This is a genomic window from Bradyrhizobium sp. 215_C5_N1_1, from assembly GCF_052075935.1.
Classification (GTDB): Bacteria; Pseudomonadota; Alphaproteobacteria; order Rhizobiales; family Xanthobacteraceae; genus Bradyrhizobium; species Bradyrhizobium barranii.
Genome location: NZ_CP197228.1, coordinates 5139305 through 5164086, shown reverse-complemented (window position 1 = coordinate 5164086; position 24782 = coordinate 5139305). Strand labels below are relative to the sequence as shown.

Sequence of the window (24782 nt, the reverse complement as noted above, 5' to 3'; positions counted from 1 at the left end):
CCCAACCATCGGCGACCGGACGACCCGGAAGCCTTATGAAACCAAAAAAGCGCGGCCGGCGGCGATGTCGCCGCCGGCCGAATTCGTCTTAGCGAATGACGTAGGGCAGCAGGCCCAGGAAGCGCGCGCGCTTGATGGCGCGGGCGAGCTCACGCTGCTTCTTGGCCGACACCGCGGTGATGCGGCTCGGCACGATCTTGCCGCGCTCGGAGACGTAGCGCATCAAGAGCTTGGAGTCCTTGTAGTCGATCTTCGGAGCATTTGCGCCCGTGAACGGGCAGCTCTTGCGACGACGGAAAAACGGACGGCGTGCACCAGCTTCAGCCATTGATCTTACTCCGCATCCGGCGTTGTCGTTTCAGCTTCGTCGCGCGGACGGCGCGGACCGCGGTCACCGCGGAAGCCACCACCGTCGCGATCGCCGCCACGGAAACCACCCTCGCGGTCGCCACGGAATCCACCGCCTTCACGATCGCCGCGGAAGCCGCCGCCACGGTCGTCACGCTCGCGGTCACGGTCAGCCTTGCGCATCATCGCCGACGGACCTTCCTCGAGCTCCTCGACGCGAACGCTGAGATAGCGGATCACGTCTTCGCTGATGCGCTCCTGGCGCTCGATCTCGGCAATCGCCGCGGACGGCGCGTCGATGTTGAGCAGCACGAAGTGCGCCTTGCGGTTCTTGTTCATGCGGTAGGTGAGGGAGCGAACGCCCCAATTCTCGGTCTTGGTGACCTTGCCGCCGAGACCCTCGACGATGCCGGTCATCTGCGCAGTCAGCTCTTCGACCTGCTGCGTGCTCGCGTCTTGGCGCGCGAGAAAAACATGCTCATAGAGAGCCATAATGGTCCTTTCCTCATGTTGGCGCATCGCCCGGCGTCAAGCCCTTAAGAGGCCTTCGGAAAGGACTCTGGGATTAAGCTCAGAAGGCGGAAACACGGGACGACGGGCCGACTGGCCCTGCCACACCAAAATCACGAATGATTTGCTGAGACCGTCCGTTCAGCTCCCGGCCGGGGTCTGCGGATGGCGCGCTTATACTGATTTTGGCCGGCTTTGCAAGGTTGGAGGCCGTGCTTTCGGCCCGGATGGTTCCGGTGCGGGCAGCGGGACCGGTCCTCCCGGGCCATACCAGCTTGATTTGTTTGTTTGTATAGCATACAAATAAATCAACGCAGAGGACCCCGATGGCGGAAAAGTCGGTCCATGAGCCGTTCGAGGCGGCTGGCGACCCCAAGCATGCGGCACGGGCCACACGTTCGGCCGGCCGCAAGATGCGGTCGCTGCTGCTGGATGCGGCGAGCCCGCTGTTCAGGGAGCGGGGGCTGTCCGGCACGGCCATCACCGACATCGCCGCCGCCGCGGACGCGTTCCCGAGCCAGATCACCTATTACTTCCGCACCAAGGAGGCGCTGTTCGTCGAATGCGCCTGCCGCGAGCTGCTGTATCTGGCGCGGGCGACGGAGCAGGCGGCGCTGAAAGCGCGCACGCCGCGGGACTACACCCGTGCGCTGGCCGAGACCGTGACGGCGAGCGATTCGGTCGCCTTCTTCGCCGAGGCGCTGACGCTGACCCGGCGGCGCCAGGATCTTGCGCCGCTGGTCGAGCGCACCATCGAGCGCCTGCACGGTGAAGGCGCACGCGCCTATGCGAGCCAGGTCGCGCGGCACGGCTGGCGCTCCCTGCGTGCGCCCGACGAAAGCTCGCGGCGGTTCTGGGCCGTCGCCATCGGCGTCATTCTCGAGGGGTACGCGATGGGCCGGTCGCCGGATGAATTGTGCGCCGAGATGCTGCGTGTGCTCGGCGAGCAGGCGAAATCAGCCAGCGACACGGCGCGGCTCCGTCTGGTCGACGAGCGCGACGCATCTGGCAGTTCAAATGAGGAGGGTTAGGCCATGACCGCACTTCGCATGCGTGCCCGCGATTTGCTGACCGACGACCAGCTCGCCGACGTGCGCCAGCGCGTGACCTGGAAAGGCGTCGCGCTGATCGCCCACGCCTGGGCACTCATTGTCGCAGCGATCGCGTTGGTCGCGTGGTGGCCCAACCCGATCACCTACATTCTCGCCGTAGCCATCATCGGTTCGCGCCAGCTCGGGCTCGCGATCCTGATGCATGACGGCGCGCATGGCTGCCTGTCCGCTGACGAGAAGACCAATCTGGCCCTGAGCCAATGGTTCTGTGCCTATCCTCTCTTCGCGGAGACGCGCAGCTATCGGCGCTACCACCTTCAGCATCACGCGCGCACCCAGCAGGAGGACGACCCCGATCTCGTGCTGTCGGCGCCGTTTCCGATCACCAGGCTGAGCTATCGTCGCAAATTCATTCGCGACATCACCGGGCAGACCGGCTACCAGCAGCGCAAGGCGCAACTGCTCAATGCGCTCGGGCCGAAGGACTGGACGTTGCGGCAGCGCGCGGCGCATTTCTGGGAGAAACTCGGCCCGCAATGTCTCGCCAACGCCGCGATGTTCGCAGCGCTCGCGGCAGCCGGCGTATGGTGGGCCTATCCGCTGCTATGGCTGGTGCCGCTATTGACCTGGATGATGGTCATCACCCGTATCCGCAACATCGCCGAACACGCCGTCGTGCCCGACAGCAGCGATCCCTTGCGCAACACCCGCACCACGCATGCGAATTTCCTCGAGCGGCTGTTCATCGCGCCGTACTACGTGAACTATCACCTCGAGCATCATCTCTTGTTCTACGTGCCCTGCTACAATCTGCCGAAGGTGCATCGGCTGCTGAGTGCGAGCCGGCACGCAGATCGCATGGAGGTGCAGCCGGGCTACGCCGCGGTGCTGCGGCTGGCGACCGCGAAGCCGGACCGGGATGACCGGCCGGGGCAACTCGTGAACAGCGCGCGCCGCGCGCAGGCAGGGGCGGCGGTCGACGCCAATCAGACCAATGGTGGATTTTAGGGCCAGCATTCCCCGTTGAATCCCGGGCGAAGTTCCTATCTTGGCTTGACATTCCGGCCCCGGACAGTGTCTACGGCCCCCTTTGGAGCATGATCCGGAACCATGGCCTAAGGCCGTGCGTCATCGGCTGCCGGTTCTCGCAGGGATCACGCCCGACAAGCAGGGAGCGCCGATGACGGCAGCATTCACATTTCCAGGGCAGGGGTCCCAGGCGGTTGGCATGGGCAAGGCCCTGGCCGACGCCTTTCCGGTGGCGCGCGCCGTGTTCGACGAGATCGATGCCGCGCTTGGGGAGAAGCTGACGGCGATCATCTGGGATGGTCCTGCAGAAACGCTCCAGCTTACAGAGAACGCCCAGCCGGCGCTGATGGCGGTATCTGTCGCCACCCTGCGCGTGCTGGAGGCCGAAGCCGGGTTTTCCGTGGGACGGGACGCGGCCTTCGTCGCCGGCCACTCGCTCGGTGAATATTCGGCGCTGGCTGCGGCCGGCAGCCTGACGATCTCGGATACCGCGCGGTTGCTTCGCACCCGCGGTCTCGCAATGCAAAAAGCCGTGCCGGTCGGCGCCGGCGCGATGGCCGCTCTCCTTGGTCTCGACTACGAGGCCGCCATGGAGGTCGCAGGCGAGGCGGCACAGGGCCAGGTCTGCCAGGCCGCCAACGACAATGGTGGCGGGCAGGTTGTCGTCTCCGGCGACAAGGCTGCGGTCGATCGCGCCGTCGAGATTGCCAAGACCAAGGGTGCCAAGCGCGCAATGCTGCTGCCGGTGTCCGCACCGTTCCATTGCAAGTTGATGCAGCCCGCCGCCGACGCCATGGCGGAGGCGCTGGCGAAGGTCACGATCAAGGCGCCGGCGGCGCCGCTGGTGTCGAACGTGCTGGCGAGCGCCATCACCGATCCCGACGAGATCCGTCGCCGCCTGGTCGAGCAAGTCACCGGCACAGTGCGCTGGCGCGAGTCGGTTGCCTATATGGCAGGGCAGGGCGTCAACCGCTTCTTCGAGATCGGCGCTGGCAAGGTGCTGTCTGGTCTCGTCAAGCGCATTGCGGACGGCGCTGTCGGCGTGTCGGTCGGTGGTCCCAACGACATTGCCGCCGCCAAGGATGCATTGGCCGCTGCGAAGCAGGCCTAGAGGAGTTTTTCAATGTTCGACCTGACTGGCAAAAAGGCGCTCGTCACCGGCGCGACCGGCGGCATCGGCGGTGCGATCGCGCAGGCGCTGCACGCGCAGGGTGCTACCGTTGCGATTTCCGGAACGCGCAAGGAAGTGCTGGATGAGCTTGCCGGCAAGCTCGGCGAGCGTACCCATGTGCTGCCCTGCAATCTCTCCAAGGCCGACGAGGTCGAGGCGCTGGTGCCCGCTGCGGAAGCCGCGATGGGACAGGTCGACATTCTCGTCGCCAACGCCGGCATCACCCGCGACAATCTCTTCGTCCAGCTCCGTGACGAGGACTGGGAGGAGGTCATCAACATCAATCTGACCTCGACCTTCCGCCTGGCGCGCGCCGCGACCAAGCTGATGATGCGCAAGCGCTTCGGCCGTATCATTGCCATCACGTCGATCGTCGGCGTCACCGGCAATCCCGGGCAGGGCAACTACACGGCATCGAAGGCCGGCCTGATCGGCATGATCAAGACGCTCGGTGCCGAATACGCCAAGCGCGGCGTGACCGCGAACTGCATCGCGCCGGGCTTCATCAAGACGCCGATGACCGATGCGCTCAACGACAAGCAGCGCGAGACGATTCTGGCCAAGGTTCCGGCTGCCCGCCTGGGGACGCCGGAGGACATCGCAGCCGCCGCCGTCTACCTGAGTTCGAACGAAGCGGCCTACGTCACGGGACAAACCATCCACGTCAACGGCGGCATGGCCATGATCTGACGTCTCCTTCCGCACTGCCCACATGGGCGGTGCGGGATGCGGCAAACGGCCGTTTCCGGTGCGAAATGAGGCTTGTAGTCAAGGCAGTTGAAGTATGATAACCGGACGCTCAACGGATGGGCAAAGAACGCCATTGCAGGTTTTTGAAACCCTGTATATTGGCGATGCGGAGCCTTGGCCGTCTCGCCGGGCCTGCATCGGTTAAGATGGGGCCAATCAAAGTTCGTAAGCGAAGGCAGTCAACGACCACGACGGCTCGTATCGTCCCGGGGGGTCGGGTCTACAGGGAACAACACGAGGTTATGCAATGAGTGACATTGGCGAGCGGGTTAAGAAGATCGTGGTCGAACACCTTGGTGTTGAACCCGAGAAGGTTGTCGACGCTGCGAGCTTCATCGACGACCTCGGCGCCGACAGTCTGGACACCGTCGAGCTGGTGATGGCGTTCGAAGAAGAATTCGGTTGCGAGATTCCGGACGACGCCGCGGAGACGATTCTCACCGTCGGCGACGCCACGAAGTTTCTCGAGAAGAACGCGAAGAGCTAAGGCTCTTCATTTTCGCGGGGACAACATTGAAACCGGACGGGCCGCTGACCAGCGGTCAGCCGGTTTCTTGTTATTGGCCGTGAATCTTTCGATGCGGAGTTTTCGAATATGAGGCGGGTTGTCGTCACTGGTCTCGGCATGGTGTCGCCGCTCGGCTGCGGCGTCGAACCGACCTGGAAACGCATCCTCAACGGCGAAAGCGGCGCACGCAGGATCGAGAGCTTCGATGTCTCCGATCTTCAGACCAAATACGCCTGCACCGTCGTGCGCGGCGACGGCACGAACGATACTTTCAATCCCGATACCTGGATGGAGCCGAAGGACCAGCGCAAGGTCGACGACTTCATCATCTTCGGCATGGCCGCAGCCGGCCAGGCGCTCGATGATGCCAACTGGCATCCCGAGACCGAAGAGGACAAGTGTGCGACCGGCACCATGATCGGTTCCGGCATCGGCGGCCTCACCGGCATTGCCGAAACCGCGATCCTCCTGAAGGAGCGCGGACCGCGCCGGGTGTCGCCGTTCTTCATTCCGGGCCGCCTCATCAATCTTGCCTCCGGCTACGTCTCGATCGCGCACGGCCTGAAGGGGCCCAACCATTCGGTGGTCACGGCCTGTTCGACCGGTGCACATGCGGTCGGCGACGCCGCCCGTCTGATTGCGCTGGGCGATGCCGACGTCATGGTTGCCGGCGGCGCCGAGTCGCCGATCAGCCGGATCGGCATTGCCGGCTTCAATGCCGCGCGCGCGCTCTCGACCGGCTTCAACGAAACGCCCGAGAAGGCATCGCGCCCCTACGACAAGGACCGCGACGGCTTCGTGATGGGCGAGGGCGCCGGCGTCCTCGTCCTGGAAGAACTCGAGCACGCTCAGCGTCGCAGCGCCAAGATCTACGCCGAGGTGATCGGCTACGGTCTTTCGGGCGATGCCTATCACATCACCTCGCCGTCGCCCGATGGCGATGGCGGCTTCCGCAGCATGGCGGCAGCGCTCAAGCGCGCCGGCCTCACGGCATCCGATCTCGACTACATCAACGCCCACGGCACCTCGACACCGCTCGGCGACGAGATCGAGCTCGGTGCGGTCGAGCGGCTGCTCGGCAACGCCGCTTCCAAGGTCGCGATGTCCTCGACCAAATCCTCGACCGGCCATCTCCTTGGTGCCGCCGGCGCGATCGAGGCGATCTTCGCCATTCTCGCGATTCGCGATAATGTCGTGCCGCCGACCATCAATCTGGACAATCCGTCGGTGGAGACTGCGATCGATCTCGTGCCGCACATTGCGAAGCAGCGCGAGGTCAACGTCGCGTTGTCGAATTCTTTTGGTTTTGGCGGTACCAACGCGTCGGTGATCTTCCGCCGTCTGGTTCATTAGTTTGCGTTTGAAACGAATCCACCGTTTTGCCGTATTCAGCGATAGTCATACCCCGTGGGCGCGTGCATTGGCTCGACAAGCGATTGTCTGGCCGCGATTGAACCGGCAGGATTCAGGTTGCTTCGATGAGTGAAAGGCCGCCCATTTCGCCCCGGAGTCCGCGGGCAGCGCTGGAGCCCGAGCAGGTTCCGCCGCCGCCGAGGCGATCGGACCGGGCGCGCAATCCCTTCGTGATCGTCGGCAACGCCATCATCACCCTTCTGCTGATCGCCATGCTCGGCGCCGGCGGCGTCTACTATTACGGCCGGCAATTGCTCGAGGCGCCGGGGCCGCTGAAGGAAGACAAGATCGTCAACATCCCGCAGCGGGCCGGCAAGCGCGACATCGCTGAGACGCTGAACCGGGAAGGCGTGGCCGACGTCAATCCGTGGGTGTTCATCGCCAGCGTCGCCGCGCTGAAGGCGAGCTCGGACCTGAAGCCGGGTGAGTATTCGTTCCAGAAGAACGCCTCCTTGCGCGACGTCATCGCCACCATCGTCGAGGGCAAGGTGGTGCAGCATTCCGTCACGATCCCGGAAGGCCTGACCTCCGAGCAGATCGTGGCGCGGCTGTCCGACAACGACATCTTCACCGGCAGCGTCCGCGAATTGCCGCGTGAAGGCACGCTGCTGCCCGAGACCTACAAGTTCCCGCGCGGGACCCCGCGCGATCAGGTGATCCAGCGCATGCAACAGGCGCACAAGCGCGTGCTGGCCGAGATCTGGGAGCGCCGCAGCCAGGACATTCCGGTGAAATCGCCGGAGCAACTGGTGACGCTGGCCTCGATCGTCGAGAAGGAGACCGGCAAGCCGGACGAGCGAAGCCGTGTCGCTGCCGTATTCGCCAACCGGCTCAAGCAGAAAATCAAGCTGCAGTCCGATCCGACCATCATCTACGGCCTTGTCGGCGGCAAGGGTACGCTCGGCCGTCCGATCAAGCGCAGCGAGATCACGCAGCCTTCGCCCTACAACACCTATGTGATCGAGGGACTGCCGCCCGGGCCGATCTCCAACCCCGGCCGCGCCTCGCTGGAAGCCACCGCCAACCCGGCCCGCACCCGCGACCTCTATTTCGTCGCCGACGGCACCGGCGGGCATGCCTTCACCGAAACCTACGACGCGCACCAGAAGAACGTCGCCAAGCTGCGCGCGATGGAGAAGCAGATCCAGAACGACACGGTCGAGCCGGTCGAGGATGCGCAGCCGCCGGCAGCCGCCGCGCCCGGCGCTGCCGCGGATCCGCCGACCGCGACCACGCCGGCGCGGCCCAATCAGCAGAAAAAGCCGCCAGCCGCTCGCCCCGCTGGTCCCGCGCCCGCCCGCCAGGGCGCGGTGCAGCCGTCGCCGCCGGTGGTCCAGCGCTAGGTTCGCGCAGACCTGCCTGCGGGACTTTGCGGATTCCACTTTCCTGCAAAATAGTCTTAAGATTCGCGTGGCCTGATGGGCCTCGCGAATCCTGTGTTTCCGGAGAAATTGACCTGATGGCGCTGTCGTCCATGACCGGCTTTGCCCGAAGCCACGGCGCTAGCGGGCCGTATACGTTCGAATGGGAATTGAAGTCGGTCAACGCCAAGGGCTTTGACCTCAGGGTGCGGTTGCCGCAGGGGTTCGACGAGCTCGAGGCCCACGCCAAGAAGCGCGCCGGCGAGCTTTTGTCGCGCGGCACCGTCTACGCCAATCTCAACGTCAAGCGTGCCAACGCCGCAGCCTCCGTCCGCGTCAACGAGGACGTGCTCAACGCCGTCCTGAAGGCGGCCGCGATGATCGCCGGCAAGGTCGACGCGGTTGCGCCGAGCGTCGACGGCCTGCTCGCCATCAAGGGCGTCGTCGAGGTCGCCGAGCCCGAGGGTGACGAGGAGGAGGACAAGGCCGCGCGTGCCGCGGCCGCGGAGGCCTTCGACAAGGCGCTCGCCGATCTTGTCGAGATGCGCAAGCGCGAGGGCACGTCGCTCGGGCAGATCCTGACCCAGCGGGTCGACGAGGTCGAGGCGCTGGCGAGGAAGGCGGAAGCTGCGCCTGGCCGCAAGCCCGAGGCGATCAAGGCGAGGCTCGCCGAGCAGATCGCGACCCTGCTCGACACCTCCGACCGTTTCGATTCCGACCGCCTGATGCAGGAGGCGATCCTGATCGCCACCAGGGCCGACATCCGCGAGGAGCTCGACCGCATCGCCTCCCACATCGCGCAGGCGCGCGAGCTGATCGGCAAGGGCGGCCCGATCGGCCGCAAGCTCGACTTCCTGGCGCAGGAGTTTCATCGCGAGGTCAACACCTGCTGCTCGAAGTCGAACGACATCGAGCTGACCAATACGGGCCTGGCCATGAAGAACGTGGTCGAGCAATTCCGCGAACAGGTCCAGAATCTGGAGTGATCGATGACGACGGGCGGTCACGGAACTGACGGTGTCGAGCGGCGTGGTTTGATGTTCGTGCTGTCCTCGCCGTCGGGCGCGGGCAAGACGACGCTGTCGCGTCTACTGATCGACCGCATGCCCGGCCTGCGGATGTCGGTCTCCGCGACCACGCGGGCGATGCGGCCGGGCGAGGTCGACGGCCGCGACTACCTGTTCGTCGACAAGGCCAGGTTCGGCGCGATGGTGAAGGGCGACGAGCTGCTGGAATGGGCGACGGTGTTCGACAACAGCTACGGCACGCCGCGTGCGCCGGTCGAGGCGGCGCTGTCGGCCGGGCAGGACGTGCTGTTCGACATCGACTGGCAGGGCACGCAGCAGCTCCGCGAGAAGGCGCGCGCGGACGTCGTCAGCGTCTTCATCTTGCCGCCCTCGGCCGCCGATCTCGAGAAGCGGCTGCATTCGCGCGCGCAGGATTCCGACGAGGTGATCCGCAAGCGCATGAGCCGCGCCAGCCACGAGATGAGCCACTGGGCCGAGTACGACTACATCGTCATCAACCACGCGGTCGACGAGGCGTTTGCCGAAGTGCAGTCGATCCTGAAGGCCGAGCGCCTCAAGCGCGAGCGGCGGACTGGCCTCGTTGGTTTCGTACGAGGTTTGCAAGGCCAGCTTCAAGGTTAGGCTTCGCGAGGCGCGGTCCTTCCTGCGCCAGCCGTTCCAGCATCGCCGTGATCACGTCGACGTCGACGGCATCCTCGATCTGCACATCGTCATCGCGATCGGCCGACCCCTTGTCATTGATGTCGTTGGCCGCGAGCCGGGGGGCCGATGCCTCGATCTCGAACTCTCCGTTGAACATGTTGGCCTCGTCGAGCTCTGCGACCTCGTTGCGGGCTTGGGGCGCCCGCTGATCGACGGCATCGATCGCGTGATCGATCGCCTCGAGCTGCGCGGCTTCGCGCTGAGTGGCTTCGCGTTGGGGGGCTTGGCGACGCGCGGCCGCCTGGGGACGGGCGGCATCGAAATCCACCGGGCGCGGCTGCTGCGCGCGCGGCGCGGCAGTCGGCATCGCCTCCTCGAGCCAGGGTGCGCGGCCGTCGTCGTGCGGCTCCCGATTGTCCCAATTGACGCGACGATCCTGGACGCGGACGCGTCGTCCGCCTGCGAAGCGATAGATGATGCTGGCGAGGAGGCCGGCGAGCGCCAGCGCGCCACCGATCACGAGCAGCAGCGTCTGGAGCGAGCCGGTCGCTTTATCGGTGGTGGCATCTGCTGCGGCAAGCGCGACCGGGGCAGGGGATTTTGACGGCTTCGCGCTCGGCGGTGCCGGCGAGGCGACAGGAGCGGGCGCAGCCTGCGGTGCGGGCGACGGAGCCGCGGCGGAGGCATCGGGCCAGCGCGTGGCGACCGGGGGCTGCTGCGCGTTGCTGTCGGCGGAGGGAGTGGCAGCTTGTTGCATCGGCGCCGGTTTCGCTGGTGCGGGCGCATTCGGCGTCGTCGGCGCGGTATTGCCCTGCGGCGTCAGATATTCGGCGCGTGCGTCCTGCACTGGGTGCTGCTGCTGCGGCGCTGCTGAATCTGCCGTCGGTGCATCGGGCGCAGCCTGCGCGGTCTGCACGGCCTTGGCGCTGTCCTTGCTGCCTTCGGCGCGCAGATACCAGCATTGCCGCTTGCTCCCGCGCTCCAGGCGATAGTACCAATGCTGCCCCTGCGGCGCGACGCCCTTTGGCGAGGCGAGGCAGTCGCTGGCGGCATTTGCCGAGCTCGTTGCCTCCGGCGCATTCTGCGACACGGCGGCCAGTGGTGCGCCGGCGATGATGCTGCCGACAAGCGCAGATATGAACTTCGCGGTGCGGTTGCCCATCCTGGTCTCCCGATTACGCATAACGCAACTCTTTACCTTCCCTTTGTCATCAAAGACTTGGGTGGCAATGAGCCGCAAATCCGGAGAGGATGTGGCTTGAATCGGGCCTGCGCGGCGTTCGTTCCGCTGCGAATTCAGGCGTTTTCGAGGGCTATTGCTTCGCCGAACTCCAGGTTCCGCCGCAGCCGTCGGAGCGGCGCCACGTTCCGGAACCACTGCGGCCCGAGAGCCGGCCTGTGCTGGTGAAGGTCACGCCCTGGCCCTGGCCGAACGTGCTGACCGAGCCGCCCGTGCTGACGGTTCCGCGAACGCCTTCGCCGATGATCTTGCCCGAGCTCACGACGACAGCGCCGCTCGTGCTGCCGCCGCAACCAACGCTGACGACCGCCCAGGCACCGTCGAAACCACCGCCGCCACCTCCACCTCCGCTTCGCCGAGGCGACGAGCGTTCCTCGGTCGCCGGCTTGCTCCGGCGTGAGGGCGCGGCCGGTTCGGCCGAGCGGCCTGAAGAAGTATCCTGGCGCGAGCCGGACAGCGACTTTTCGTCGTTGCCGATCGAGCCGCCGGCGCTGCCGGACTGCGCGAAGGCGGACGACGAGGCGAGGGCGAGGTTGAGGAGGGACGCAAGGGCGATCGTACGGACGACGGCATTGGGCATGAGGAAACAATCCGAAATGAAAAAGGTATCAGCGGCCGGAGCCGTCGGCGCAGACGGATCCGATAATGCGGCAAGCTTTGCCAGCCTTGCCGCATTCGTCAAGCGCGGCATCCCTGGCGTGCTGGATGCTGTCGCGCTGGACCAACGACCAGGATTTGTCTGATATCGCGAACGCGCCGCAGCGGTTGCCGTAGAAGGAGAGCTCGATCGGACATTTGGCGCCGGCGCAATTGCCGCGCGCATCCGCCACCGCCGCGCGCCGCGAGGCGTGGTTCCACGATATGCCCCATTTGCTGCTGTCGGGACCGTACACGATCGAGCCCCACGGCTTCAGATCCTCCATCTTGCGCATCCGCAGCAGCAGGCCTTCGGTTGCCTCGCCCGTCGGCGCCATCGAGATCCGCTGCTGGAGCTTGGTGATCGCACGGGTCAGTCCATCGGGCGTGTCAGGATCGAAATTGAGCTCGTAGAGCCGCTCGCTCAATTCGCTCAGCAGCGCGGCATCGCGCAGCGGCACGCGATCGGGATCGGCGCGCAGCCGATCCGCCGGCAGCGGATCGGGCTGCATCGCGGCGACCTGCGGCGGCGGGCTTTGCGTCGGCGGCACGAAATAGAAGGTGCCGTCGATCGGCGAGGACGACACCCAGGGCTGCTGCGCGCCTGATGTGGCGCGCTTCACGGCGAGGCCGACCTGGTTGAAGGTCTGGAACACGTCGAGGCCCGCGGTCCGGACCGTCGCCGCCAGCGCCTTGGTGTAGGGGCTGTGGCCGTCGCTGCCGTCCTGCGCGACGTTGCCGGGCTGCGTCGCGTAGGAGATCAGCGTGCCCTCCGGCGCGCGCATCTGCGCAAGGCCGCCGTCGGAGGATCGCAGGCCGCGCGAGCCAAACGGGTTGTTGCGGCAGGCGTCGAGGATCACGAGGTTGAGGCGCGTACCCGATCCCTGCATCTGCCGCAGCACGAGGTTGACGTCGGTCATCTGGAAATCGACATCGGCCTCGCGCGTCGGATTGGCGCCGACAGGCACGAGATAGTTGGAGCCGGCGACTTGCACGCCGTGGCCGGCATAATAGAACAGCGCGACGTCGGCGCCCTGGACCTGCCGGCCAAAGCTCTGCACCGCGATATCCATCGCGCCCTTGTCGAGATCGAGCTGGGGTCGCCCGCCGACCAGCGTGAAGCCGAGCGCGCCAAGCGTCTCCGCCATCAGGCTCGCGTCCTTGGACGGGTTGTCGAGCGGCGTGATGTTCTTGTAGGCGGAGTTGCCGACGACCAGCGCAATGCGCTTCTCGGCCGAGGCCGGCGCCGCCCCGGCGACAAGCAGGGCTGCAGCCAGCGCCGCCAGCCCCACGACGCGATTGAAAATCCTCGCGCGCATGAAAACCCCCAAAGCGAAAACTCTTCAAGGCAATGACGCCAATCTACCAGCCCGGCGCCCCGGCGAAAAGCGGTGCGACATTCTGTGCAGGGCAATCGCATGGGAGCGTTGCAGGCCGTCATGCCCGGGCTTGTCCCGGGCATCCACCCCGGGCCACGCACGCCGGAATGATGAGGGATGGATCGGTGTTTACTTCCAGACCCGCGCCAGCGTCAGCGCTAGACACCCCAGCGCAGTGCCGATCAGCCCCACCATCGCGTAGGACTGCGCGAATACGCCGGTCTGGATGAAGACCTGACAGGCGATGGCGATGCAGATCGCGGCCAGCAGCAGGCAGGCGCAGCTGACGATGGTCGACAGATAGCGCATCGCGGTTGCGACGGGCCCTGCGGGTGATGCGGGATCGTTCATGCGGGGATACAACGGCGCGGCCGGCGGCGGTTACTCCGCCGCGGCGTGCACGCAAGAGCATCAGTCGCGGGCGCAGCAATCGACAAGTGCGCGCCAGATGCGGCGAACTTCGATGGTCCGCTGCAGCTCAAGGACGTGGTTCTCGCTTGCATCAGAGGATTTTTCCTCCAGTCGTGATTCACGTGGTGCGATCCAGCGCTCGGATATCGGATCGTACCATTTGCCGAGATCGACCAAGTTCGTGTCTCCTCTCTTCGATCCCCCTGGTCTTTTAGCCCATGCGCCTGTTCGTGGTGTTCTGGGTGATGTTGCCGTGCTCGGCCTGTTCGCGAATGTTCTGCTTCTCGTCGTCGCGATGGCCCTTGGTGGTGTCGAGCGGAATTGACGGCGTGCTGCCGGGACCCTTGTGGCTCTGGTTCTCCGCGGGAACAGGCTTGACCGTTTTCGTCAGCGGCTTCGTCATGGGCTTTGACTCCGTCGTTGCCTCACGAGATGCCAACGCATGGGACATTCGCGGCGTTCCAATTGGTGGTCTGATGTGATCGGTGCGGAGGCGACGGGAAGGGCTGTCAGCGAAACCGCCGTGTCACCATTGCAAGCACGAAGACAGGCTCGCTTCCGTCAAACACGCTGAGCGTCCAGCTGTCGCCGGGGCGCAGCGCATGCTCGACGTCGCGGGAGAGGTGGACGGCTTCGCGCCAGGCGGCATCGTCGTCGAGGAGCGTTTCACCGGTCGTGTCGGTGTGAGGTTGCTGGCCCTCGAAATGAAAGAAGTACCGCGCCATGTCGGGCAATGCGGGCCACGCGAATATGTTCCGGCTGCGCGGATTGTTCTAGCCCGCCGAGCGTCCCAGCACTTCGCGAAAGTGCTTCTTCACCGCGCCGTTGCAGGTGCAGGCGCTTGTCTCGAGTGCCGGCGCATCGAGAATCAGGATGGCGCCGCGGCGGGTCGCGAGGATGCGCCTGGCCTTGAACGTCTGGATGACGCGGCTGGCATAGCTGCGGGAGACGCCGAGCATGCCGGCGAGCTGCTCATGGGTAAGGCGGATTTCGTCGCTGCCGATATGCTCTCGGGCCGCAATGATCCATTTCGCCGCGCGTTGCTCGATCGAATGCGCCGCGTTGCAGGCCGCGGTCTGGAGCAGCTGTGCGAACTGGCAGGCTGCGTAGCGCGAAAAAATCTCATGCATGCTGGGCGATCGCTGCTGCGTCTGCTCGAGCGCGCGCAGCGGCAGGCGGACCAGCGTGCCGCCGACCTTCACGACGACGCGGGAAAAGGCCAGCGACGGGCTGCGGCCTGCGGAAAGACCGACCCCGCCCTCGCGGCCCACCAGGAGACTTTCGACCTCGCGGTCATCCTCAACCGGCACCGCGAACGACACGAACGCAGGGCCGCAGGGGAAGTGGACCACGGAGATGCCGTCGCCGGCGTGATGCAGAACGTGGTTCGCGGCGACCTCGACCGATTGCAGGTGCGGCGCGAGCAGCTCGAAATCCTGGGCGCTGAGCCTTCGCAGCAGATCGTTCCTGGGCCGGCCGGTCACTCTTCTTGTCTCTGGGCTCTTCGTTGGCCGGGAATCGGCGTCTCCAGGAAAAACCCTACGTTTCCGCGCAGGAACCGACAGTTCCAAAGTGAACACAAGTGCTTGCGGGAAACCGAAAAGTTCGCAGCAGCGAGGCGTCGCGCCGTCCGGCGTTGCCCGCAGGACACGCTGCGAACTTTGTTCTCATCCGGAGAACTACGGAATTTCCAAATGAGCCAGCGCTTGTGGGGCGCCGCGGGCTCTTATCCGAGACGGATCTGGCGTTCGGCCAGGAGGCGGCTTTGGGCCACCTGCTTGCGGTAGGCACCGATCGCCTTGTTGGCGAGCATCAACTGCCGGCGCTCACCGGTCCTGAGCTGCGCTTCGATGGCATCCAGAATGGTGTTGGCGGTCTCGTCCGGAGGTCCGAGCTCGCCGCTCTGCTCCAGGAAGCTCCAGGCGATGAAGAATGCGCTTTCGACGGTGCAACGAATGGACATGCGCTGCCAACGCGGTGTGGTCGCAGCCGTTCCGCGCGGTGACGTGCCTTCAGCGCGCGGGCTGGATTCGCGCTACTTCAGCGAGGTGCTGATCGAGCCGAACTTCAACTTCAACGACGAGCCGAGATTGTCGACCACGGCGATGATCGCGAGCAGCGATGCCGGCTGCGATCAGGCCGTTTTCGATCGCAGTGGCTGCGGTTTCATCGGCCAGGAAGCGGCGGATGGTCTGCATGGCCTCACCAGAATTCCAAAGAGAAAGCTGGCGAGGACTTTAGTTCGCGGCTTGCCGGTTCCCCTATTTGGAACCGGGGCTTGCGTCAATTCCGGGTTAATTCGGCGGAGGAAAGCGCGGCGGCGAGACCTCGTCCCGCCGCCAAGCCTGCCTGGATTTTCCTGCGCATCAGTTCTTCAGCACGATGCGGCCGACGACCTTGCCGGCGCGCAATTCGTCGATCCATTTCTGGACGTCGCCCATCGGCTCCTCGCGCATCGGCGTCGGCTTGATCTTGCCGGCGCGGGCGAGCGCCATCAGCTCCTGGGCTTCCGCGAGCGTGCCGACCATGAAGCCCTCGACGGTCAGGCGCTTGTAGACCCATTGCACCATCGGCAGGGTGAACTGGCCGCCCATCAGGCCGGAGACGACGACCTTGCCGCCGCGCGCGGCGACCGCCACGGCAAAGGCCATCGACTTCTCATTGCCGGCGAAATCGACCACCTCGTCGAAGCCGCCCTCGGTTTCCTTCAGGATGCGCTTGATCACGTCGGGCTCGGACGGATCGTAGGCGACGGCTGCGCCGTTCTTCAGCGCGGTCTCGCGTGCGGCCGGCGAGAGATCGGCCACCGTGATTGGCTGCTTGAACATCGCCTGCGCAAACGACAGGCCCATCATGCCGACGCCGCCAAGGCCGATCAGCAGCAGATTGCGCTGGCGCGGACGGTCGACCAGGCGCTTGAGCGCGCCGTAGGCGGTCACGCCGGAGCACATCAGGGTCGCGGCCTGGTTGACGGGCAGGGGATCGTAGTCGAGCAGGTACTTCGCGTCGGGCACCAGTACGTGGGTGGCGAAGCCGCCATCGATGGAGACGCCGAGGAAGCGCTGCTTCACGCAAAGGTTTTCGTCGCCATTGGCGCAGTCGCGGCACTGGCCGCAGCCGATCCACGGGAACACCGCCTTCTTGGCTCCGACGAGGTTCGCCGGCACGTCCGAGCCGACTTCGTCGACCACGCCCGCGATCTCGTGGCCGAGCGTGAACGGCAGCGTCATGCCGCGCGTGGTGTCGAGCTTCTTGCCGCCGCCGAGATCGGCATAGCCGTCCTGGATGTGCAGGTCGGAATGGCAGAGGCCGCAGCGCTCGATGCGCACCAGCACCTCGCGGTCTTTCGGCTTCGGCGTGTCGACGATGGTCTCGCACAAGGGCGCATCGAACTTGACCAGGGACTGCCGACGCATCAACGCCATATTCCTTCCTCCGAAATTCCTGTTATCCAGCTTGCTTTCGTATATCCGCCAATTCACGCGCCATGGCAACAAAGCCTGATATCGGAATGGTTTCGGCGCGCCGCGTCGCATCGACACCTGCGGCGGCGGCAAGGCGAGCGGGATCCGCTTGAAGCGATTTCAGGCTTTGCCGCAGCATTTTTCGGCGCTGCCCGAAAGCGGCGGCTGCGACCTGTTCGAGCAGCTTGCGATCGCAAGGCAGAGGCTCTGCGCGCGGCACCAGCCGCACGACGGAGGAGGTGACCTTCGGCGGCGGCACGAAGGCGGAGGGCGAAATGTCGAACAGGATCTTCGTCTCGCAGCGCCAGTTGGCGAGCACGCCGAGGCGGCCATAGGCCTCCTCGTCCTCGCGTGCCACGATCCGCTCGCCGACCTCGCGCTGGAACATCAGGACCATCATGTCGTACCAGGGCGGCCAAGGGTCGGTGGTGAGCCAGCCGATCAGGAGCTGGGTCGCAATGTTGTAAGGCAGGTTCGCGACGATCTTGGCTCTTTCGCCATTGAGCAGCGGACGCGGGTCGAAGGTCATGGCATCGCCATGCACGATCTCGAGCCTATCAGGGTAGCGCGCGGAAATATCCTGCAAGGCAGGGATCGCGCGCTCGTCATGCTCGATGGCGATGACGCGTTTGGCGCCGAGCGCGAGCAACGCGCGCGTCAACCCGCCCGGGCCGGGACCGATCTCAACGATGGTGGAGTCCTCGAGCGGCGCGGCGGCACGCGCGATGCGCGCGGTGAGATTGAGGTCGAGCAGGAAGTTCTGCCCCAGCGATTTGCGTGCCGACAGTGCGTGCTGGCGAATGACCTCGCGAAGCGGCGGGAGGTCGTCGATCGCGCTCATCAGCTTTGCGCAGCCGCCATGCGGCTTGCGAGCTTGAGCGCAGCGATCAGGCTTGCCGGATTGGCCTTGGCCGTGCCGGCGATGTCGAACGCGGTGCCGTGATCGGGCGAGGTGCGGATGAAGGGCAGGCCGAGGGTGACATTGACCGCGTCGTCGAAGGCGACCGTCTTGATCGGGATCAGCGCCTGGTCGTGGTACATGCAGACGGCGCAGTCATAGGTGCTTCGCGCGGCTTCGTGAAACATGGTGTCGGCAGGGAGCGGTCCCTTCGCCTCGATGCCGTCGCCGCGCAACGCCTTGAGCGCTGGCGCAATCACGGTCTGCTCCTCGTGGCCGAGCGAGCCGTCCTCTCCGGCATGCGGATTGAGGCCGGAGATCGCGATGCGCGGCCTTTCGATGCCGAAGCGGGATTTCAGCTCGGTCGCGACGATGCGCACGGTCGAGACAATGAGCTCGCTGGTGAGCTGGGCCAGCGCATCGCGCAAGGAGACGTGGATGGTCACGGGCACCACGGCGAGCCGCGGCGACCACAGCATCATCACCGGCTGCGGCACGCGGCCGTTCTCTGCGGCAAGCTCGGCGAGGTATTCGGTGTGGCCGGGATGGCGGAAGCCTGAGCGGTAGAGCACGCTCTTGGCGATCGGGTTGGTGACGACGGCGCTGGCGCGGCCTTCACGGACATCGGTGACCGCCTGCCGGATCGAGGCGAGCGCGGCCGGCGCGCTCGCGTCATCGGGCTTGCCGGGCTCGGCTGTCGCACTCTCACCCGTTGCGACCACGGGCAGGGCCTCGGTGAACGCGGCTGCGGCCTCGCCGGCGCTTACCGAGGCAATCCGGATATCGGCGCCGAGGGCCTTGGCGCGGCGAGCGACGAAGGCCTCGTCGCCGAGCAGATAGAAGGCGGGCAAGTTCAGTTCGCGGCGTCTGAGCCAGGCTGCGATCGTGATGTCGGGGCCGATGCCGGCGGGCTCTCCCAGGGTCAGGGCGAGGGGCTTCGAAGGCTTGATGGAAGGTTCTAAGGCGAAGTTGGCCATCAGCGGTTGCGATATTCGATCATCGCCGCTTTCCGGAGATCATCGAGATAGGCCTTCTGGGTCTTCTCGTATTTCTCCGAATACATCTTCTCGCGGACCTCGCGCTTTTTCGGCGTGTCGATCATGGTCGGCTTGCGCGAGCACAGCACGACCATCTCGATGCCCGCCTTGGTGACCTCCGGCGCGGTCAGGTGGCCGATCTGGGTGTCGTCGAGCACCTTGCGAAGCGCCTCGGGCAGTTCCGCGGTGGTCTTGGTGACGGTGTCGCGGATGGTGGCGTTCGGCGTTGAGCGGAACAGCGAATTGGCTTCCTCGCAGCTTCCGACACGCGAGCGATAGGTCTCGGCTTCCTTCTGCCGCGTCTCCAGGAACGCCGGGGACGAGCCGCGCGGCACGATCAGCACGATCGGCTGCATTTTGTACTCGGTGCCCTCGATCTGGAGCTTGTCGCCGGTCTGGGCCTGCACGGCCTGCGCGACGTCACGCTCGCCGACCATCAGCTTCTCCTTGAAGCGGCCGCGTACGAGGCTGGTCCAGACCATCTCGGCCTTCATGCGGCCCTTCAGCGTCTCGGGGCGGACGCCCTTGACCTCGAGCGACTTGGTGAGCTGATCCGGCGTGATGCGCATGCGCTGCGCCATGCCCTCGTAGGACTGGTTGATGTCGGAGATGCCGGGGTCGACGCCGTATTTCTTGCCTTCCTTGAGCTTCACCTTGTCGTCGATCAGCTCGTTGATGACCTCCTGCCGGCTCGGGGTCTTCTGGGTCGTCAGCTGGTCGAGCTTGGAACGCTGCTCGATGTCGAAATCGGTGATCGGGTCGCCGTTGACCATCACGACGATGTTCTGCGCGCGCGACGGCGCGGGCAGGCCGGTGAGGATCAACCCGGCACCGATGGCGAGGAGGAGGCGAAAAACAGGCAATTGGGTCGTCATGATTATCGCTCGCATGTCAGCCGGGATGAGCTCGCTCTCGGGAGAGCCCGGCCGTCATTTCAGACGGTTCATTGGTAGCCGGCGGACGAGCTGGACCCGGTCGAGGTCGCCAGCGTGCGCAGGCCGATCTGGAACATGAACGCGTGGTTCAGTACGGGCGGCGCCGTGCCCGCAGAGTAACTATACGAAGTTACATAGTTCACGCCGAGCACGAAGCAATCGTCGACATAGCCCGCTCCGAGCACATACTGGTTGATCTTGTTGGCCTCGAGGTCCCAGCGCGCCGAGCCGGTCACCACCCAATTGGCCGCGACCTTGATCGAGCCCGAGGTCAGGATGCCCTCGCGCCGCGTCAGATAGCCGAGCTCCGGCTGCTCGGCGTAATTGCCGTACATCATGCTGACCGACCAGCGATTGAAGTTGGCGCGGCCTTCCGCCTCGAAGCGCTGCACGTTCCAGGTCTGCTCGTCCATGCGGGAGCGGACGCTGAACGTGTAGGTGCTGTTGGGTGAGTAGCTGGCGCTCGCCACGTAGTCCGAGCGCGGCTTGTCGAGGCCGGAATCAAGGCCGGTGTTGATGGTGTCCTGGACCGTGTAGGAGTTCAGGCCGAACAGCTGGTAGGACTGGCCGAACAGCACCTTGACGGCGCCGCCCTTGTCGAACTGCGTGGTGGACTGCACGCCGACATTGGCGCGGCCGCCGCCCTCGACGCGGTCGTAACCGGAGAACTTGTCGACGCTGAACAGGTTCGAGGTGTCGAACACCATGCTCTGGGCGTCCTCGTTCGGGAACTTGCCGGCATAGGGCTCGTTCGGCCGGATGATGACCTGCGCGATCGGCTCGATGGTGGTCGAGCCCCAGGGCTGAACGTTGATGAAGGGATAGCGGTATTCGAGGCCGACGGTCGGCATCAGGCGGAACGCCTGGGTGTCGCCGACCGGCAGGTAGTTCGACACGCCCGGCTGGTTGGAGATCGAGGCGTTGATCGCGTCGGCGCGGAGGCTGGCGAACGGTGTCCAGATCTCGCCGAACGGGTCGGTGTAGGACTTGCGCCACTGCGCTTCCGCCGTGAGGCGGGTGTAGGTGCCGGGGACGCCGCGCAGCAGGCACTGCGACGGCGTGCGCGCGAGCGGATCGGCCGACGTCGTCGTGCACAGGCTGTTGGTATTGGCGAGCGTGGTGATCGGATCGAACACCGCGGTGTCACGCGACAGGTTCGTGAAGTTGGTCTTGTAGCTGAACTCGCCGCCGAACACCGGATAGTTGAGCACGTTCGAATAGTCGATCACGGGATAGACGATCGGCACCTGGCTCTGGTTGCCCGAGTAGCTCAGCCAGTACATCGTGCGCGCATCGAAGAAGCTGCGATTGCCGACGCCGGTCAGATAGAGCTGCGACAATGCGTCGGTCGGCAGATACAGGAACGAGCCCAGCGGATCGCGGTATTGCGACAGGCGGTAGTCCGAGAAGAAGTAGTAATCGGACATGACGACGCCGTCCCAGCCCCAGACCCACTTGTCGTTCAGCGCGAACTGACCCTTGGTGTCGACGGCGCCGCGGAACTGGCGGTCGCCGGGCTGGCCGGCGAGTGCGCCGGGGTCGAGTTGGTCGATGCCGTAGACTCGGATCTGGTAGGCGCCGTCCATCAGGCGCTGGCGGTACTCGGCCTGGAACAGCACGCCCTGCCTGGAGGTGATGCGCGGGCTGAAGGTCATGTCCATATCGGGCGCGATCGCCCAGTAGAACGGAACTTCGACGCCGTAGCCGAACGGCGTGTTCGACGTGAAGCCCGGCATCAGGAAGCCGGTCTTGCGCTTCACGGTCGGGTCGGGCGTCGAGAAATAGGGCATGTAGGCGATCGGCACGCCGAAGAATTCGAGCTGTGCCGTCTCGAAATACAGTATCTTCTCCTGCTGGTCGTGGATGATGCGCGCACCCTTGACCTGCCACAGCGGCGGCTTCTTCGGATCGTCCTTACACGGCGCGCAGGCCGTGTAGACGCCGTTCTCGAACACCGTGTAGTTGCCGCTGGAGCGGTCGGCGCGGCTCGCGGCCATGCGGGTCTGGTCGGCGGTGTCCACGCGCAGCGAATCGACGAAACCGTCGCGGTAGTCGTCGGAGAGATCCAGGATCTCGGCATAGGTGATCTTGCCGTCGGCATCCGTCATGCGGACGTTGCCTTCGGCATGCAGCCGCTTGGTCTTCTGGTCGTAGATGACCTTGTCGGCCTCGACGCTCGTGCCGTTGTAGAACAGCTGGACGTTACCGACCGCGGAGACGCGCGAATTGTTGTAGTCGTAGTCGACCTCGGTCGCCTGAACCAGCATCTGGTTGTCGTTGGCGACCTTCGGCGGCTTCGCGCGCGGCGGCAGCGGATTGTAGGTGAAGCTCTGAGCGGAGGCCGGCGTCACGGCGGCAATGTCGATCAGCCCGCCGAGCGACGCCACGGCGGCGACAGCCAGCAGGAGCCTGCGAATGGACAAGCCGCATCCGTTCGCGCGCACCACAGTACGCTGCGTCAAACGAGACACGAGCCCTCGATGGACGGCAGTCACTAACCGTCCTCCTGATACAACAAGGCCAAAAAGCCGGTGAGGCCGCCCACCACCGCGGGCAACCACGCCGCAGCGATCGGATGCATCAACTCAGCCTTGCTCAAGTCTTCAGTCACTTTCGACAAAACGTAGAGCAGAAAGCCTGCGCCCACGCCACTCAAAACCATCTTCTGCACGCCGCCCATCCGGAAGAAACGCAACGACACGGAAGCCGCCAGCATCACCATGGCGGCCAGCAAAAACGGCTGTGCCAGGAGCTTGTGATACTGGAGTCGATAGCCGGCTGTCGCGAAGCCCGAGCTCTCCGAGGAGCGGATGTAGCTCGGTAGTTGCCAAAAGGACACAGTCTCGGGTGTGGAAAAGCTGTTGCGGATCTGGGCTTCGGTCAGCGTCGTCGGAATCTCCAACGTCGCCTGGTCGATCGGCGGCGAATCCAGCGAGAAGCGGCGCACCGATTTGAACAGCCAGTGACCGGACTCCAGCGCCGCCTCGCGCGCCTCGATCCGCTCCTTGAAATGCCAGTCCGTATCGAATCGGAACAGGGTCAGGCCGGTCAGCCGGACGCCCTGCTGTTCGCTGCGCGCCGCATTGATGATGACCTGGCCGTCATTGGTGACCTGGTTGAGCCAGAAGCCGGAGGCGTCCTGGATGCCGCCGCCGGGGGCCGAGCCGAACAGCTCGGCTTCCATGCGCTTGGACAGCTCGCGCAGGTTCGCCGACATCGGATTGTAGGCGACGGTCGCGATCACCCCGATCAGGAGCGCGCTGCCGAGAGCCGGCGAGATGAATTGCCATGCGGAGATGCCGGCGGCGCGCGCGACCACGAGCTCGAGCCTGCGGGAGAGGGCGAGATAGCAGGTCATGGCGCCGATCAGCATGCAGAACGGCGTCAGCTTCTCGAGCAATTGCGGGACCCGGAACAGCGAGGTCTCGGCCACCATGATCGCGGAGGCGGATGCGAGTCCTGAGGTCTTGCGCACCATCTCGATGTAGTCGACCAGCACCAGCAGCAGGAAGATGCCCGCGAACACGCCGAGCGCCGCGACGACGAAGCGTCCGGCGAAATAGCGCCCGAGGGTGTTGGTGAGCATGCTCATGCGGCGGCCGGCCGTCTGAACAGCCGCGCGATGCGCGCGTTCGACCTGTTGATGGCCTCCATGAGGCGGGGCGGCGGCTCGACCACGATGCCGCCGATGATCAACCACAGCCCGACGCCGATGGCGCCAAGGACCATCGCGTACTGGAACAGCACCGGGCCAGGCGACTTTACCGCCATCACCGAGCAGGCGAATCCTGCCATGCGCAGGCCGAACACGGCGATCACCGAGCCGCCGATCGAGAAGTTGCGGCTTTGGCGCGTGGTGCGCGGCGCGCCGAGGAAGGCGAAGGTCAGCACGGCAAAGGCGAAGGGATAGATCGGCGCCAGCAGGCTGTCGTGCAGAGCCGAGCGGAACTGGCCGGGAATCTGCTTGTAGACCGGATCGTCCTCGGACGGGGAGAACAGCTCCCAGAGATAGCGCTCGCGGATGCCGAGGGTGACGTCGTGACCCTGGCCCGAGAATTTCGACATGTCGAAGCCGTAGCGGCCGAACGCCACCAGCGCGGGATCGCGCTTGCCGGCCTCGAAGCGCTGCAGATTACCGTCCTTGAGCACCAGGAACGAGCCGTTGTCGTTCTTCACGACCTCGCCATGCTCGGCGACGATCGAGACGCGCTCGTTGGGATCGCGGCGATCGTCGATGAAGATCCCGGCGAGGATGCCACCGGGCTGGCGTTCGCGGATCCGGATCGTCAGGTTCTTGTCGAGCTGGGCGAAGCGGCCGGGCTGGAGGATGTTGGTGAGCACGTCGGCGGTGATCTCGGCGTCCCACTGCTTGATCCGCCGCATGCCGTCGGGGGCGAGATAGGCCGCGATGAAGGCGACCAGCAGCGCCACGACACAGGTGGCGTAGAAGAACGGATAGAACAGCCGGAACGGCGAGAAGCCGGCGGCATTCATCACGATGATCTCGGAATCGGTCGCGAGCTTGTTCAGCGTGTGCGAGATCGCGATCATCAGCGCGATCGGCGAGATGATCAGGACCAGTGCCGGCACGACGAGGCTGGTGATGCCGAGGAAGGTCAGGATGGTCTGACCCTGGCTCGTCATCAGGTCGATGCCGCGCAACGCCTGCGTAATCCAGATCACGCCGGTGAGGCTGACCAGGACCAGCGCAAACGACGCCAGCGTCGTGCGGAAGATATACCTATCGATTGACCCCATGCGCTACCGCACGAATCCCCACCAGCGCCCCAATGCAGGCCGGAAGTCCGGCTGCCCAACCAATCCCCGATCAGGGGATCCCCAAGGTCGGCCAACCACCTCTACCACCGGCTTACTCTCTCACTACCATCCCTTTGATCCATCAACAAAATGGCTGCCCCGTGGCGCCGTCAATATATGGTTAATATTTCCCTCGTTGTGGCCCGGCGGCC

General features: G+C 65.2%; 27 protein-coding genes and 1 pseudogene. 9 read left to right on the top strand and 19 right to left on the bottom strand.

The features are described from left to right. Nucleotides 1-88 precede the first annotated feature (88 nt). Nucleotides 89-328, bottom strand: coding sequence for a 30S ribosomal protein S18 (gene rpsR, locus AB7G19_RS25070; RefSeq protein WP_007592020.1), 240 nt, complete (start codon nt 326-328; stop codon nt 89-91). A 5-nt stretch (nt 329-333) separates the two neighbouring features. Further along, a complete protein-coding gene (gene rpsF / locus AB7G19_RS25065; RefSeq protein ID WP_014495806.1) occupies nt 334-840 on the bottom strand; it encodes a 30S ribosomal protein S6 in 507 nt (168 codons plus the stop codon). A 344-nt stretch (nt 841-1184) separates the two neighbouring features. Here rpsF and AB7G19_RS25060 point away from each other — a divergent pair, with 344 nt between their 5' ends. The 9 genes from AB7G19_RS25060 to gmk all read left to right on the top strand — a co-directional run bounded on the left by AB7G19_RS25060 (nt 1185) and on the right by gmk (nt 9791). After that, entirely contained in the window at nt 1185-1889 is a 705-nt protein-coding gene (locus tag AB7G19_RS25060) for a TetR/AcrR family transcriptional regulator C-terminal domain-containing protein (protein WP_282522315.1), read from the top strand. A gap of 3 nt (nt 1890-1892) precedes the next feature. Next, complete coding sequence (locus AB7G19_RS25055; RefSeq protein WP_441268194.1) at nt 1893-2918, top strand: fatty acid desaturase family protein; 1026 nt, start codon at nt 1893-1895, stop codon at nt 2916-2918. A gap of 172 nt (nt 2919-3090) precedes the next feature. After that, on the top strand, nt 3091-4050 hold the full coding sequence (gene fabD / locus AB7G19_RS25050) for an ACP S-malonyltransferase (protein ID WP_441268193.1): 960 nt from the start codon (nt 3091-3093) through the stop codon (nt 4048-4050). 12 nt (nt 4051-4062) lie between these two features. Further along, complete coding sequence (gene fabG / locus AB7G19_RS25045) at nt 4063-4800, top strand: 3-oxoacyl-[acyl-carrier-protein] reductase (RefSeq protein ID WP_028147729.1); 738 nt, start codon at nt 4063-4065, stop codon at nt 4798-4800. 307 nt (nt 4801-5107) lie between these two features. Then, nucleotides 5108-5347: an acyl carrier protein gene (locus AB7G19_RS25040; RefSeq protein ID WP_008130699.1), complete on the top strand. Its 240-nt coding sequence runs from the start codon at nt 5108-5110 to the stop codon at nt 5345-5347. A 108-nt stretch (nt 5348-5455) separates the two neighbouring features. Beyond that, a complete protein-coding gene (fabF, locus tag AB7G19_RS25035) occupies nt 5456-6721 on the top strand; it encodes a beta-ketoacyl-ACP synthase II (protein ID WP_135215283.1) in 1266 nt (421 codons plus the stop codon). Nucleotides 6722-6846: 125 nt separating this feature from the next. Further along, entirely contained in the window at nt 6847-8124 is a 1278-nt protein-coding gene (mltG, locus tag AB7G19_RS25030) for an endolytic transglycosylase MltG (protein WP_441268192.1), read from the top strand. Between the two features lie 116 nt (nt 8125-8240). Further along, nucleotides 8241-9128, top strand: coding sequence for a YicC/YloC family endoribonuclease (locus AB7G19_RS25025; RefSeq protein WP_071914661.1), 888 nt, complete (start codon nt 8241-8243; stop codon nt 9126-9128). Between the two features lie 3 nt (nt 9129-9131). After that, nucleotides 9132-9791: a guanylate kinase gene (gene gmk, locus AB7G19_RS25020; RefSeq protein ID WP_063983694.1), complete on the top strand. Its 660-nt coding sequence runs from the start codon at nt 9132-9134 to the stop codon at nt 9789-9791. On the opposite strand, the gene AB7G19_RS25015 is transcribed toward gmk, so the two are convergent. The 17 genes and pseudogenes from AB7G19_RS25015 to lptF all read right to left on the bottom strand — a co-directional run bounded on the left by AB7G19_RS25015 (nt 9724) and on the right by lptF (nt 24570). Then, entirely contained in the window at nt 9724-10974 is a 1251-nt protein-coding gene (locus tag AB7G19_RS25015; protein WP_441268191.1) for a hypothetical protein, read from the bottom strand. The genes gmk and AB7G19_RS25015 overlap by 68 nt on opposite strands. A 151-nt stretch (nt 10975-11125) precedes the next feature. Then, entirely contained in the window at nt 11126-11632 is a 507-nt protein-coding gene (locus AB7G19_RS25010; protein ID WP_441268190.1) for a hypothetical protein, read from the bottom strand. 28 nt (nt 11633-11660) lie between these two features. Beyond that, complete coding sequence (locus AB7G19_RS25005; protein ID WP_441268189.1) at nt 11661-13007, bottom strand: caspase family protein; 1347 nt, start codon at nt 13005-13007, stop codon at nt 11661-11663. A 189-nt stretch (nt 13008-13196) separates the two neighbouring features. Further along, complete coding sequence (locus AB7G19_RS25000) at nt 13197-13418, bottom strand: hypothetical protein (RefSeq protein WP_441268188.1); 222 nt, start codon at nt 13416-13418, stop codon at nt 13197-13199. 60 nt (nt 13419-13478) lie between these two features. Beyond that, nucleotides 13479-13655, bottom strand: coding sequence for a hypothetical protein (locus AB7G19_RS24995; RefSeq protein WP_441268187.1), 177 nt, complete (start codon nt 13653-13655; stop codon nt 13479-13481). A 34-nt stretch (nt 13656-13689) separates the two neighbouring features. Then, the gene (locus AB7G19_RS24990) at nt 13690-13881 is read right to left on the bottom strand and encodes a hypothetical protein (RefSeq protein WP_063983688.1); all 192 of its coding nucleotides are present in this window, start codon (nt 13879-13881) and stop codon (nt 13690-13692) included. A gap of 106 nt (nt 13882-13987) precedes the next feature. Further along, the gene (locus AB7G19_RS24985; RefSeq protein ID WP_441268836.1) at nt 13988-14203 is read right to left on the bottom strand and encodes a DUF6894 family protein; all 216 of its coding nucleotides are present in this window, start codon (nt 14201-14203) and stop codon (nt 13988-13990) included. Between the two features lie 48 nt (nt 14204-14251). Then, nucleotides 14252-14962, bottom strand: a complete 711-nt coding sequence (locus tag AB7G19_RS24980) for a Crp/Fnr family transcriptional regulator (protein ID WP_441268186.1) — start codon at nt 14960-14962, stop codon at nt 14252-14254. Nucleotides 14963-15204: 242 nt separating this feature from the next. Continuing rightward, nucleotides 15205-15441, bottom strand: coding sequence for a hypothetical protein (locus AB7G19_RS24975; RefSeq protein WP_028157550.1), 237 nt, complete (start codon nt 15439-15441; stop codon nt 15205-15207). Nucleotides 15442-15513: 72 nt separating this feature from the next. Beyond that, nucleotides 15514-15676, bottom strand: a pseudogene (locus tag AB7G19_RS24970) (Flp family type IVb pilin). A gap of 168 nt (nt 15677-15844) precedes the next feature. Then, nucleotides 15845-16903, bottom strand: a complete 1059-nt coding sequence (locus AB7G19_RS24965; protein ID WP_441268185.1) for an alcohol dehydrogenase — start codon at nt 16901-16903, stop codon at nt 15845-15847. 22 nt (nt 16904-16925) lie between these two features. Next, a complete protein-coding gene (gene rsmA, locus AB7G19_RS24960) occupies nt 16926-17783 on the bottom strand; it encodes a 16S rRNA (adenine(1518)-N(6)/adenine(1519)-N(6))-dimethyltransferase RsmA (RefSeq protein ID WP_085402860.1) in 858 nt (285 codons plus the stop codon). Continuing rightward, the gene (gene pdxA / locus AB7G19_RS24955; RefSeq protein WP_441268184.1) at nt 17783-18817 is read right to left on the bottom strand and encodes a 4-hydroxythreonine-4-phosphate dehydrogenase PdxA; all 1035 of its coding nucleotides are present in this window, start codon (nt 18815-18817) and stop codon (nt 17783-17785) included. The genes rsmA and pdxA overlap by 1 nt, the downstream gene beginning before the upstream one ends. Beyond that, a complete protein-coding gene (locus AB7G19_RS24950; RefSeq protein WP_439034779.1) occupies nt 18817-19752 on the bottom strand; it encodes a peptidylprolyl isomerase in 936 nt (311 codons plus the stop codon). Before AB7G19_RS24950 ends, pdxA begins: the two co-directional genes overlap by 1 nt. Nucleotides 19753-19820: 68 nt before the next feature. Beyond that, nucleotides 19821-22307 carry an LPS-assembly protein LptD gene (locus tag AB7G19_RS24945; protein WP_441268183.1) on the bottom strand — a complete coding sequence of 829 codons (2487 nt, stop codon included), beginning with the start codon at nt 22305-22307 and terminating at the stop codon, nt 19821-19823. After that, complete coding sequence (gene lptG, locus AB7G19_RS24940) at nt 22307-23404, bottom strand: LPS export ABC transporter permease LptG (protein ID WP_063983680.1); 1098 nt, start codon at nt 23402-23404, stop codon at nt 22307-22309. Before lptG ends, AB7G19_RS24945 begins: the two co-directional genes overlap by 1 nt. Then, nucleotides 23401-24570: an LPS export ABC transporter permease LptF gene (gene lptF / locus AB7G19_RS24935; RefSeq protein WP_135215292.1), complete on the bottom strand. Its 1170-nt coding sequence runs from the start codon at nt 24568-24570 to the stop codon at nt 23401-23403. Before lptF ends, lptG begins: the two co-directional genes overlap by 4 nt. Nucleotides 24571-24782: the final 212 nt, after the last annotated feature.

Bases quoted from the DNA above. Each gene is read 5' to 3' on its own strand.
- AB7G19_RS24985 (WP_441268836.1), bottom strand. From the start codon at position 14,203: ATGGCGCGGTACTTCTTTCATTTCGAGGGCCAGCAACCTCACACCGAC.
- pdxA (WP_441268184.1), bottom strand. From the start codon at position 18,817: ATGGCCAACTTCGCCTTAGAACCTTCCATCAAGCCTTCGAAGCCCCTC.
- AB7G19_RS25040 (WP_008130699.1), top strand. From the start codon at position 5,108: ATGAGTGACATTGGCGAGCGGGTTAAGAAGATCGTGGTCGAACACCTT.
- AB7G19_RS24950 (WP_439034779.1), bottom strand. From the start codon at position 19,752: ATGACGACCCAATTGCCTGTTTTTCGCCTCCTCCTCGCCATCGGTGCC.
- fabD (WP_441268193.1), top strand. From the start codon at position 3,091: ATGACGGCAGCATTCACATTTCCAGGGCAGGGGTCCCAGGCGGTTGGC.
- AB7G19_RS25005 (WP_441268189.1), bottom strand. From the start codon at position 13,007: ATGCGCGCGAGGATTTTCAATCGCGTCGTGGGGCTGGCGGCGCTGGCT.
- rpsR (WP_007592020.1), bottom strand. From the start codon at position 328: ATGGCTGAAGCTGGTGCACGCCGTCCGTTTTTCCGTCGTCGCAAGAGC.
- rsmA (WP_085402860.1), bottom strand. From the start codon at position 17,783: ATGAGCGCGATCGACGACCTCCCGCCGCTTCGCGAGGTCATTCGCCAG.
- rpsF (WP_014495806.1), bottom strand. From the start codon at position 840: ATGGCTCTCTATGAGCATGTTTTTCTCGCGCGCCAAGACGCGAGCACG.
- AB7G19_RS24990 (WP_063983688.1), bottom strand. From the start codon at position 13,881: ATGACGAAGCCGCTGACGAAAACGGTCAAGCCTGTTCCCGCGGAGAAC.
- lptG (WP_063983680.1), bottom strand. From the start codon at position 23,404: ATGAGCATGCTCACCAACACCCTCGGGCGCTATTTCGCCGGACGCTTC.
- AB7G19_RS25000 (WP_441268188.1), bottom strand. From the start codon at position 13,418: ATGAACGATCCCGCATCACCCGCAGGGCCCGTCGCAACCGCGATGCGC.
- AB7G19_RS25055 (WP_441268194.1), top strand. From the start codon at position 1,893: ATGACCGCACTTCGCATGCGTGCCCGCGATTTGCTGACCGACGACCAG.
- AB7G19_RS25010 (WP_441268190.1), bottom strand. From the start codon at position 11,632: ATGCCCAATGCCGTCGTCCGTACGATCGCCCTTGCGTCCCTCCTCAAC.
- AB7G19_RS24965 (WP_441268185.1), bottom strand. From the start codon at position 16,903: ATGGCGTTGATGCGTCGGCAGTCCCTGGTCAAGTTCGATGCGCCCTTG.
- AB7G19_RS24975 (WP_028157550.1), bottom strand. From the start codon at position 15,441: ATGTCCATTCGTTGCACCGTCGAAAGCGCATTCTTCATCGCCTGGAGC.
- lptF (WP_135215292.1), bottom strand. From the start codon at position 24,570: ATGGGGTCAATCGATAGGTATATCTTCCGCACGACGCTGGCGTCGTTT.
- gmk (WP_063983694.1), top strand. From the start codon at position 9,132: ATGACGACGGGCGGTCACGGAACTGACGGTGTCGAGCGGCGTGGTTTG.
- AB7G19_RS25015 (WP_441268191.1), bottom strand. From the start codon at position 10,974: ATGGGCAACCGCACCGCGAAGTTCATATCTGCGCTTGTCGGCAGCATC.
- fabG (WP_028147729.1), top strand. From the start codon at position 4,063: ATGTTCGACCTGACTGGCAAAAAGGCGCTCGTCACCGGCGCGACCGGC.
- AB7G19_RS25060 (WP_282522315.1), top strand. From the start codon at position 1,185: ATGGCGGAAAAGTCGGTCCATGAGCCGTTCGAGGCGGCTGGCGACCCC.
- AB7G19_RS25025 (WP_071914661.1), top strand. From the start codon at position 8,241: ATGGCGCTGTCGTCCATGACCGGCTTTGCCCGAAGCCACGGCGCTAGC.
- mltG (WP_441268192.1), top strand. From the start codon at position 6,847: ATGAGTGAAAGGCCGCCCATTTCGCCCCGGAGTCCGCGGGCAGCGCTG.
- fabF (WP_135215283.1), top strand. From the start codon at position 5,456: ATGAGGCGGGTTGTCGTCACTGGTCTCGGCATGGTGTCGCCGCTCGGC.